The organism is Blastococcus sp. CT_GayMR16 (assembly GCF_004570875.1).
Classification (GTDB): Bacteria; Actinomycetota; Actinomycetes; order Mycobacteriales; family Geodermatophilaceae; genus Blastococcus_B.
On record NZ_SPQK01000003.1, the window covers coordinates 313,502 to 323,382 of the forward strand.

At 72.2% G+C, this 9,881-nt stretch carries 10 protein-coding genes; 2 read left to right on the forward strand and 8 right to left on the reverse strand.

The window, feature by feature from the left end; genetic code table 11:
• Window positions 1-5: 5 nt before the first annotated feature.
• From E4P38_RS06340 to E4P38_RS06375, 8 genes are all read right to left on the reverse strand, one after another.
• Window positions 6-752 carry a GAF and ANTAR domain-containing protein gene (locus E4P38_RS06340; RefSeq protein ID WP_135130905.1) on the reverse strand — a complete coding sequence of 249 codons (747 nt, stop codon included), beginning with the start codon at window positions 750-752 and terminating at the stop codon, window positions 6-8.
• Window positions 749-1,543, reverse strand: a complete 795-nt coding sequence (locus E4P38_RS06345; protein ID WP_209308968.1) for a GAF and ANTAR domain-containing protein — start codon at window positions 1,541-1,543, stop codon at window positions 749-751. The genes E4P38_RS06340 and E4P38_RS06345 overlap by 4 nt, the downstream gene beginning before the upstream one ends.
• A 14-nt stretch (window positions 1,544-1,557) precedes the next feature.
• The gene (locus tag E4P38_RS06350; protein WP_167760468.1) at window positions 1,558-1,926 is read right to left on the reverse strand and encodes an STAS domain-containing protein; all 369 of its coding nucleotides are present in this window, start codon (window positions 1,924-1,926) and stop codon (window positions 1,558-1,560) included.
• Between the two features lie 230 nt (window positions 1,927-2,156).
• On the reverse strand, window positions 2,157-4,064 hold the full coding sequence (locus E4P38_RS06355) for an EAL domain-containing protein (protein WP_135130907.1): 1,908 nt from the start codon (window positions 4,062-4,064) through the stop codon (window positions 2,157-2,159).
• A gap of 137 nt (window positions 4,065-4,201) precedes the next feature.
• Window positions 4,202-4,834 (reverse strand): response regulator transcription factor, encoded by a 633-nt coding sequence (locus E4P38_RS06360; RefSeq protein WP_135130908.1) that lies wholly within the window; start codon window positions 4,832-4,834, stop codon window positions 4,202-4,204.
• Entirely contained in the window at window positions 4,831-6,072 is a 1,242-nt protein-coding gene (locus E4P38_RS06365) for a sensor histidine kinase (protein WP_135130909.1), read from the reverse strand. Before E4P38_RS06365 ends, E4P38_RS06360 begins: the two co-directional genes overlap by 4 nt.
• A complete protein-coding gene (locus E4P38_RS06370; RefSeq protein WP_135130910.1) occupies window positions 6,069-6,893 on the reverse strand; it encodes an ABC transporter permease in 825 nt (274 codons plus the stop codon). The genes E4P38_RS06365 and E4P38_RS06370 overlap by 4 nt, the downstream gene beginning before the upstream one ends.
• Window positions 6,890-7,807: an ABC transporter ATP-binding protein gene (locus tag E4P38_RS06375; RefSeq protein ID WP_135130911.1), complete on the reverse strand. Its 918-nt coding sequence runs from the start codon at window positions 7,805-7,807 to the stop codon at window positions 6,890-6,892. Before E4P38_RS06375 ends, E4P38_RS06370 begins: the two co-directional genes overlap by 4 nt.
• Before the next feature lie 215 nt (window positions 7,808-8,022).
• Between E4P38_RS06375 and E4P38_RS06380 the strand changes: the two genes are divergently transcribed.
• Window positions 8,023-8,793: a TetR/AcrR family transcriptional regulator C-terminal domain-containing protein gene (locus E4P38_RS06380; RefSeq protein ID WP_135130912.1), complete on the forward strand. Its 771-nt coding sequence runs from the start codon at window positions 8,023-8,025 to the stop codon at window positions 8,791-8,793.
• Window positions 8,794-8,853: 60 nt separating this feature from the next.
• Window positions 8,854-9,881: AlkA N-terminal domain-containing protein (locus E4P38_RS06385; protein ID WP_135130913.1), on the forward strand; the 1,028-nt coding region annotated here is incomplete at its 3' end.

The window sequence follows — 9,881 nt, forward strand, 5'->3', positions numbered from 1 at the left end:
GAAGATCACGGCCGCCTGACCCTCACCCGGTCCAGCAGCTGCTGGGCGGGAAGCCTGCGGGAGACGACTGCCTCGGCGATCGCGGTGAGCCGCAGGTTGTTGTCGCGCGCGTAGTGCCGCAACACCGTGAACGCCTCCTCCATCGGTAGCGACCCCTGCTGGGCAAGCACGCCCTTGGCCTGTTCCAGGACGATCCGGCTCGTCAAGGCTGTCTGCAGCTGCTCGTTCACAGTCTTCTGATCCGTCGTCGCCTTGTCCTGCACGAGTGCGACGCTCGCGACATCCGCGAGCGCCTGCCCCAAGGACAGGTCGTCGGGGCTGAGCGATCCCGCGGTTGTTCCGAACAGGCCCAAGGCTCCGAGCACGTGGTTACGCAGGCGCATCGGCAGGGCGTGCACGCTGACGAAACCGGCCTTCAGCGCAGCCGGTGCGAACTGCGGCCAGCGGTCGGTCTCCTCGTGGAGATCCGGCGCGCTGACCGGCGCTCCGTCGAGGTAGCAGTCCCGACACGGCCCGTCGGCCCGCTGGACCTGGAAGACCTCCAGCTGCCGGGTGCGCTCCGATGACGCGGCCATCACGTGCAGCACACCACGCCCGTCGGCGAGCAGCAGCCCGGCCGAAGCGACGTCGAGCAGATGGGCACAGTCCGCGGTCAGGCCGCTGAGCAGTTCGACCACGTCGTAGCCGTTGGCCAGGCTGCTGGCGAGCTCCACGAAAGCCCGCGTGACGTCGCGCTCCCGGGATGCACTCATCGGGGTCGCTCCGTCGTACCGTCCGGTCCCAGCCACTCGCGGGGTTCCAATGACACGCGGCCCTCCACGATGGCCCAGGCCGTCTCGGCGGCGGTCGCGCCATGGGAGAAGGCGTACGCCCGGAGCCGCACCAGCGCCTCTGTCGGACCGATGTCCAGAGCCCCGATCAGCATCCCGGTCGCCTGGTAGACCTCCACGCGCGACAGCGACTCCAGCTGCTCCCATCCGTCGCCACCCTGCGCTGCGACGTCCCAGTCCAGATCGGAGCTCATCAGGTCCAACAGTGGCAACGCCGCGAGCTCGGCGGCGAGCATCCCACCCGCGAGCGCGGCCCCCCGGAGCTCTCCGGCACGACGCCGGAAGAGGTCCAGGGCCCCGATCTGCTGCGAGGCGATCGTCACCGGCAACGCGAACACGGCGTTCACCCCCGATCGCAACAACGCACCAGCGAACGCCGGCCAGCGGTTCTCTCCCGGGTCGTCCAGGTCCGCGACCAGCACCGGGCTCCCCTGCCGTGTCGCGTCGAGGCACGGTCCTTCACCGAAGGTGAACTGCAGCTCATCGAGTTGGCGGCTCATCTCACCGCTGGACCCGAACGTGCCCTGGGTGCTCCCTTCGTGGGTGAGCGAGACCGATGCCCCGTCCACCTGGAGTAGCTCGACGCAGGCGTGGCAGAGCAGGTCGGCGGCGCTCAGCGCGCTGCCGGCGCCGGACATGGCCTCTGACAGCGCTGTGCGCAGCCGGTTGTCGTCGCTGATCGCTGCCTCCCGTATGCCGCTCCGCAACCGCACTGTCCCACGGCGGCTCACGCCGGCGACATACGTCCGACGGCCTCCGACCATGAGTGCGGTGCGGAGACACTCGCGAGGAGACGGCTCTGCTGCCCGCCGGTGCTGCGGTATGTCCGGAAGGTGCTGTACAGCCACGAGAGCTGCAGCGACATCCCGCGCAGTGTCACGGTCACGCCGGGGCGCTCCGCCACATCGACCGCCTGGAGAAGTGCGCGCACACCGTGCACGTCGCAGAACTCCAGCTCCGCGAGATCCAGCACGACGGACTGGGGCCCGTAGCCGAAGGCGGCGACCAGCTCGTCCCGCAGCCGATCGGCCGTGACCCAGTCGGCCTCTCCGGCCACGACGACGACCAGACACGGCCCGGCGGAGACGGGCGACACCGACAGCCACCCTGCGGTCCGGCATTCCGACACTGGGTTGGCGACCATCACCGAGCCCCTCAACGGACATCACACGAGTGGACGTCACCAGGGGCTGGAGCAACAGCACCGACGATGCGGCGATGAACCAACGCTAGAACGGCCGAACCGATCTGTCACTCGGTTGCGCCCCGCTCGATGGATACCTCCGCCCCCGGGACACAGGGCGGCTCCCCCGCCAGCGGGCCGGGTCACGCCGCCCCACGGTCGGACTCCACGGCCACCCGCCCGGCACCGGACGCAGGACGAGGCGGGCCCGACCGGAGCGCGGAACCGTCGAGACCGGTGCGCAGGATGCTCGAGATGTCCGCCGCCGGCACGGCGTGGCTGTACAGGAATCCCTGCGCGTGCTCGCACCCCATGGCGGCCACCGCGTCGTGCTGCTGCTGGGTCTCGATGCCCTCCGCGGTCACGCTCAGTCCCAGGACGTGGGCAAGGTTGGTGACCGCCCCCACGATCGCCACGCCCGAGGGATCGTGACCGATGTCCGTGACGAAGCCCTGGTCGATCTTGATCGTGTCGACCGGAAAGCGGCGCAGATATCCCAGTGAGCAGTAGCCCGACCCGAAATCGTCCAACGCCAGCCGCACGCCCATCGCCTTCAGGTCGGCCAGAACGCTCGTCGCCCGGTTTCCGTCCTCGATGAAGACGCCTTCCGTCAGCTCCAGCACCAAGGCAGTCGGGTCCATCCGGGTCGCCTCGAGGATCGTGGCGACGGTCGCGCAGAACCCTGCAGTCATGAGCTGGCGGACCGAGACGTTCACCGACACGTCGAGCGGCTGACCGGGATGCTCGGCCAGCCAGTTGCCCCGATCGAGGCAGCTGCGCTTCAGTACCCAGGCGCCGATACCGCCGATCAGACCGTTCTGCTCAGCGATGCTGACGGTGGTCAGCGCCGGGATCGCACCCTGTGTCGGATGGGTCCAGCGGAGCAGTGCCTCGGCACCGACCAGCGCACCGTCGGCGGTGCGCACGATGGGCTGGTACGCCAGGTCCAGCTGCCCTCCGGTCATCGCCGAGCGCAGATCCCGGTCGAGGCGGTTGCGGTCACCGGCAGTGCTCGCACCCCGGAGGTCGATCACCTGATGGGTCGCGCCACCGAGGCGCTTGGCCTGGTACATCGCCAGATCGGCATGGGTGATCAGCTGGTCGGTGACCGTCTCACCCGGACCCGAGTAGGCAATGCCCACGCTCACCGTCATCGTCACCTGGGTACCGGCCAGGTCGAACGGGCTGAGGAACGCCTCGTCCACCCGCCTCGCGAGATTCATCACGTCACCGACGTGCGCCAGGTCCTCGCACAGGATGACGAACTCGTCCCCCGACACCCTGGCCAGCGTGTCGCCAGGACGGACGACTGCGGACAGCCTACGGGCGACCGCGATCAGCAACTCGTCACCGAACGGATGGCCGTAGGTGTCGTTGACCCACTTGAACCGGTCGAGGTCGGCGAACAACACCGCGGCCTGACTGTGCGAGCGGTGGGCCCGCTGCGCGGCGTGCTCCAGCCGCTGCTGCAGCAGCACGCGATTCGGCAGTCCGGTGAGCGCGTCGTGCAGCGCGCTGGCCCGGAACCGGTCGGAGATCTCGAGCGCTTCCTGGCGCGCCTGCGCGTTGAGCAGGTAGGCCGCCGCGACGTCGGCGAGGGTCTGCGCCGCCGCCATGTCCCGGGGGTCCAGCGCCCCCGGGGTATCGCGATACAGGTCCAGGGCGCCGAGACGGCCGGCGCCGTGCCGCAGCGGGAACGCGAAGACCGCCCCCATGCCTGCTGCGATCGCCGCCGGAGCGAAGTCGGGGAAGCGGTTGTCGCGCCGCATGTCCGGCACCGATACCGCCTCGCCGGTCTCGTAGGCGGCCAGGCACGGCCCCTGCCCGAGTTCCGTCTGCAGCCGCTCGAAGTCGAGGGCGTCGGCGTTCGATGCCGCCACGTAATGCGGTGCCATGCCGGGCGAGATCAGCGTCACGCCCGCCGCCGTCACCGCCAGGACGTCCACGATGCGCTCCACGAGATGGTCGAGGATCCCCTGGATCGGGAAGTCGGTGATCAGCGTGCGTGCGAAATCGCTCAGCACCGACGACAGGGTGTCCTCGTCGACCACGCCGCCCCCACCCCACGGTGAAACCAGACCCGCGGGATCTGGACGGGGCACGCCAGCGGCGCGATTCCTGAACGGTACGTCGCCGGTAGGGCGTGCGCATCCCCCGTCGTGCCACACATCGAGCAGGTCTCGCTCCGCTAGTGCCCGGGTCCCGGCAGCAGGCCGCGCTCGACGGCCACCATCACGGCACGAGTGCGGTCGTCGACACCGAGCTTCGCGAAGACCCGCAACAGGTGCGTCTTCACGGTCGCCTCACCGATGAACAGCTCCCGGCCGATGTCCGCGTTCGTCAGTCCCCGCGCCACACCGGCCAGCACCTCGACCTCCCGGGGGGTCGGCGCATCCACCGCGGGTGCCCGCATCCAGGACACCAGCCGTGCGGCCACCGGCGGAGCGAGCACGGTCTCCCCGCGCGCCGCGGCGCGCACTGCATCGGCCAGCTGCGGCAGCGGCGTGTCCTTCAGCAGGTAGCCGGTGGCGCCCGCCTCCACGGCACGCACGATGTCGGCGTCGGTGTCGTACGTGGTCAGCACCAGCACCCGGACCGCCGGATGTGCGGCGGCCAGACGCTCCGTCGCCGTCACGCCGTCCATCCGCGGCATGCGCAGGTCCATGAGGACGACGTCGGGAGCGTGCTCGGCCACTGCGGCCAGCGCCTCGAGGCCGTCGCCGGCCTGGGCCACGACCTCGAGGTCGGGCTGGGCGGCCAGCCAGCCGACCAGTCCGCCGCGGACGACGGGATGGTCGTCGACCACCAGGACCCGGATCATCGGACCGGTACCCGCACCGTCACGCGAGTCCCCTCCCCCGGCACCGAGGTCACGTCGACCGCGCCGCCGACCTCCTCGGCCCGGTCGCGCAGGCCCGCGAGCCCCACGCCCGGGGACGTCGCCGGGTCGAAACCGACCCCGTCGTCCTCCACGTGCACCGAGACCTGGGCGGAGTCCCCCGCGCCCACCCGGCCGACCCGCAGCACGACCGCACTGGCGGACGCATGCCGCCGGACGTTGGCCAGCGCCTCCTGCGCCCCGCGCAGGAGCACGATCTCCTCACCGCGGCTCAGCCCGGTGTCCAGCCCGTCCAGGGCCGAGGTGTCCAGCCTGGTGGCGACGCCGGTCTCCCGGCCGAAGCGTTCGGCGAGGCGCTGCAGTGCCTCCACCAGCGTCGCGGAGTCCAGGGCGACGGGGGCGAATGCGGCGACCATCGCGCGCGCCTCGGCCAGGTTCTCCCGCGCGACCTCCTCGATGAGCGACAGCCGCTCGGCCGCGGAGGGGAGGTCCCCCGGCAGGGCGGCGGCCGCGGTCTGGGCCAGGACGACGATGCTCGTGTAGCCCTGCGCGAGGGTGTCGTGCACTTCGCGCGAGAGCCGTTCCCGCTCGGCGACCATGCCCTGCTGGTGGTGCAGCGTGGCCAGCTCGGCGCGAGTGGACTCGAGCTCGTCGATCAGGACCGCCCGCTGCCGGCTGTGCTCCAGGACGCTGGTCACCCAGACGCCCATCGCGAGGCTGAAGGCCACGCCCACCAGCGTCTGCGCGGGCCCGCGGAACGGTTCGGTCCCCTGCGTCCAGTGCACGAGTGGCCCGACGGTGGCGGCGGCGCCCAGCGCCAGCGTCCACCCGAGGCCCCTACGCAGCCCCGCCACCATGAACCACACCTGCGGAAAGGCCACGAACATCAGGAAGAGCAATTCGGGGAGCACCCAGGCCAGGACGGCGATCACCGCCACCAGGACGAGCAGGTAGATCGCCGACCGCCGGTGGTCGCGAGCAGCCAGCGCCGGTCCCCCCACGGTCAGGTACGCCAGGACGAGGATGCCGAGCGCGCCGAGCAGGACCGCCTGACGGGCGCCGGACTCCTCGACGACGGCGTCCGCCCCCGCCAGCGCCACGAACACGCCGAACACCACGTGCATGACCAGCTGCGTGATCCGCCACCCCCGCTCGGACAGCGGCGATCCGCCGCCGTCACCAGGGACGACGGCGGACCGTAGCTGGGGGCCGGGGATCATCCCTCGCCCCGCCGCCAGCGGAACGTGCGCACGCACACCATGACGCCGATGATCACCCATGCCACCAGCACCAGGGCCGTTTTCCCGTGTTCCCAGCCCCCGGCGACCTCGAAGGCACCCGCCTGCTCCGGCAGGAACGCCGACCGCATCCCCTGGGTCAGCCACTTCAGCGGGAAGACCGCCGCGAGCTGCTGCATCCAGCCCGGCAGCTCGAGGAAGCCGAAGAAGACCCCCGAGAAGAACTGCAGCACGATCGCGAACGCCGACACGGCGGTCGTGGTGGCCCCCGCGCTACCGGGCAGCGCCGAGACCGCGACGCCGAGCACGGTGCCGGCCAGCGCGCCCAGAGCGGCCACCCACAGGAACGTCAGCCAGTGACCCAGGTCCGGCGGCATCGGGACGTCGTAGCCGTAACGGGCGACCGGGAGCAACAGCGCCAGCTGGAGGGCGGCGGTGACCAGCACCTGACCGGCCTTGCCGGCGAAGTACGCGACCGGCGGGGTGCCCAGCAGCTGCAGTCGCTCCAACTGGCCGGTCTCCCGCTCGGCGGCGATCGCCGTCCCCACCGCCTGGAAGCTGGTCAGCATGATGCCGGTGGCCGCGATCCCGGCCAGGAAGTACTGGGCGAACGGGATGTCGCCCGGCCGCTCGTCGCCGCCCAGGATCGACGCGAAGATCACCAGCATCACGACCGGATAGGCGAAGGAGACCACCACCTGCTGCCGCTCCCGGAAGAACAACCGCAGCTCCAGGCGCACCCGGGCGAGGGCGATCCGGGCGGCGGACGGTGGCGCGGGGCGGGCGACAAGCACGGCGGTCATCGGAGCTCTCCTTCCGTGGGGGTGGATGCGGCACCGACCAGCCGGAGATAGACGTCCTCCAGGCTCGGGCGGGTGACGGTCAGGCCGGGCACGTCGCCGGTGACACTGGCGGCGAGCAGGTCGCGCAACACGGCACCCGGAGCTTCCGCGTGCACCTCGCGAGCCGCACCGCCCTCCGTCCAGCGGACGGTGGTCACCAGGCGCAGCTGCCCACCCAGCTCGTCCGGGGGCGCGACCTCCACCAGTCGGCCACCGGCGACGATCCCGACCCGGTCGGCGAGCTCGGCCGCCTCGTCCAGGTAGTGGGTGGTCAGCAGCACGGTGGTGCCGTCGGCCCGCAGGTCGCGGATCAACTGCCAGAACTGGCGGCGGGCCACGGGGTCGAGACCGGTCGTCGGCTCGTCGAGGAAGACCAGCTCGGGACGACCCTGGACGCCCAGCGCGACGGCCATCCGGCGCAGCTGACCGCCGGAGAGCCGACCCACCCGTGTGCCCGCCTTCTCCTCGAGCCCCACCGCGGCGAGCAGGTCCCCGGTCGGCCGGGGGGTCGCGTGATAGCCGGCGAAATGATCGAGGATCTCCCGCACGGTCAGCGCCTGCGGGGCGCCCTCGCCCTGGCTCACCACGCCCATGCGGGCCCGCCACGGACGGCCCACGCGGGCCGGGTCCTCGCCGAGCACCCGGACGGTGCCCTCGTCGCGCTGCCGGACCCCCTCGAGGATCTCGATGGTCGTCGTCTTGCCGGCGCCGTTCGGGCCCAGCAGCGCGAAGACCTCCCCGTGGTGGACGTCGAGGTCGAGGCCGTCCACGACGGCCCGCCCCCCGTACCTCTTGACCAGGCCGCGCACGTGCACGGCGGGTTCCCCTTGTGGAGCCGTCGTCCCCGCGCGGGGTGCGGCCTGTGTCGTCGTCATGCGGCAACCCTGCGACGGCGAGGGGGGCGCGCGGGACAGCCGAAGCGCTGGTCCGCCGTCCACCGGTCGGTGGACGGTCCGGCGCGTGCCCGCGACCTCGATCGAGCCGTAGATTGCCGCCTGACCAGCCACTAGGCCTGCTTCCGTACGTCGTACGCTATTGTCGCCGCTAAGAACGTACGCCGTACGGAGATACCTGGGCAGGGGTGGTACGGATGGCCACGGAGTTCACGGGCACCGGCGATCCGGCGCGCAGCATGGCGCTGCTCTGGCGCACCCCCGAAGCCGGAGGCCGCCGTCCCGGCCCGAGGTCGTCGCTCGACGTGGACCGGATCGTGGCTGCGGCGGTGACCGTCGCCGACGCCGAGGGACTGTCGGCCCTCTCGATGCGCCGGGTCGCCGCCGACCTCGGCGTCGCGACGATGACGCTCTACAGCCACGTACCCGGCAAGGGCGAGCTGGTCGACCTGATGCTCGACTCGGTGCTCGGGAAGCTCTACGAGGACGACGCTCCCGCCGGGAACTGGCGGGCGCGGCTGGAGGCGGTCGCCCGGGCCAACTGGGACCTCTTCCTCCGCCACCCGTGGGCCGTCCATCTCTCGACCGGCCGGCCGCCGCTCGGGCCGCACCTCATGCGCAAGTACGAACTCGAGCTCCGCGCCGTCGACGGGCTGGGTCTGGGCGAGGTCCAGATGGACCTGCTGGTGACCCTGCTCAACGGCTTCGTCCGGGGCTCGGTCAGCGGCGTCCAGGAGAGAGTCACCGCCGAGCAGGTCACCGGCATCACCGAGGACCAGTGGTGGACGGCGATGGCGCCGCACGCCGAGCGGTTCTTCGATGCCGAGCGCTTCCCCACGGCGGCCCGTGTGGGCCCGGCCGCAGGCAACGACCGCCAGGCCGCCCGTGCGCCCGAGCGGTCGTTCGAGTTCGGGCTGGAGCGCCTGCTCGACGGCATCGGGGTCCTCATCCTCAACGCCTCACGCTGACCCACGGCGGCGTCCGAAAACCGCCAGAACCCGTCGTCCCCCACTGGCATGCTCATGCCCATGAGCACGACGTTGGACCACGAGCGCTGCTACCGGGCCGTCGCCGGCCGCGACGCCCGGTTCGACGGCTGGTTCTTCACCGCCGTCCGGACGACGGGCATCTACTGCCGCCCGTCCTGCCCGGCCCGCACTCCCCTGGCCCGCAACGTCTCCTTCTTCACGACGGCGGCGGCCGCCCAGGGCGCCGGCTTCCGCGCCTGCCGCCGCTGCCGGCCCGACGCCGTCCCGGGCTCGCCCGAATGGGACATCCGTGCGGACATCGTGGCCCGCGCGATGCGGCTGATCGCCGACGGCGAGGTGGAGCGCTCCGGGGTGCCGGGTCTCGCGGCGCGGCTGGGCTACTCCGAGCGGCAGCTGCACCGGCTGCTCGTCGGCGAGCTCGGCGTCGGGCCCCTCGCCCTGGCCCGCGCCCAGCGCGCGCAGACCGCCCGGCTGCTCATCGAGACCACCGACCTGCCGATGGCCGACGTCGCCTTCGCGGCCGGGTTCGCCAGCATCCGGCAGTTCAACGACACCGTGCGCGAGGTCTTCGCGACGACGCCGACCGCACTGCGCAGCACCAGCACGGGACCGGACACCGGATCACCCGGCTGGCTCACCCTGCGGCTCGCCGCCCGCGCGCCCTACGCCGCCGACGAGGTGCTGCTCTTCCTGGGCGCCCACGCGGTGCCCGGCCTCGAGGAGTGGGACGGCACGACCTTCTCCCGCGTCCTCGACCTGCCGCACGGGCCGGCGGTCGTGCAGCTGTCGCCCGCTGTGGGCGGCGGCGCGGGCGTCACCGCCCGGCTGCGCGTCGCGGAGCTCCGCGACCTGGGAGCCGCCGTCACCCGCTGCCGGCGGATGCTCGACCTGGACGCCGACCCCGCCGCGGTCGACGACGTCCTCGGTGCCGACCCTGCCCTCGCCCCGGTGGTGGGCACCGCCCCGGGTCGCCGGGTGCCGGCATCCCCCGACGCCGACGAGCTCGCGGTCCGCGCGGTGCTCGGCCAGCAGGTGTCGGTGGCCGGCGCCCGCACCCTCACCGCGCG

Coding starts and splice junctions, on each gene's coding strand:
- E4P38_RS06340 (WP_135130905.1), bottom strand. CDS start 752: ATGAGTGCATCCCGGGAGCGCGACGTCACGCGGGCTTTCGTGGAGCTC.
- E4P38_RS06375 (WP_135130911.1), bottom strand. CDS start 7,807: ATGACGACGACACAGGCCGCACCCCGCGCGGGGACGACGGCTCCACAA.
- E4P38_RS06365 (WP_135130909.1), bottom strand. CDS start 6,072: ATGATCCCCGGCCCCCAGCTACGGTCCGCCGTCGTCCCTGGTGACGGC.
- E4P38_RS06360 (WP_135130908.1), bottom strand. CDS start 4,834: ATGATCCGGGTCCTGGTGGTCGACGACCATCCCGTCGTCCGCGGCGGA.
- E4P38_RS06370 (WP_135130910.1), bottom strand. CDS start 6,893: ATGACCGCCGTGCTTGTCGCCCGCCCCGCGCCACCGTCCGCCGCCCGG.
- E4P38_RS06380 (WP_135130912.1), top strand. CDS start 8,023: ATGGCCACGGAGTTCACGGGCACCGGCGATCCGGCGCGCAGCATGGCG.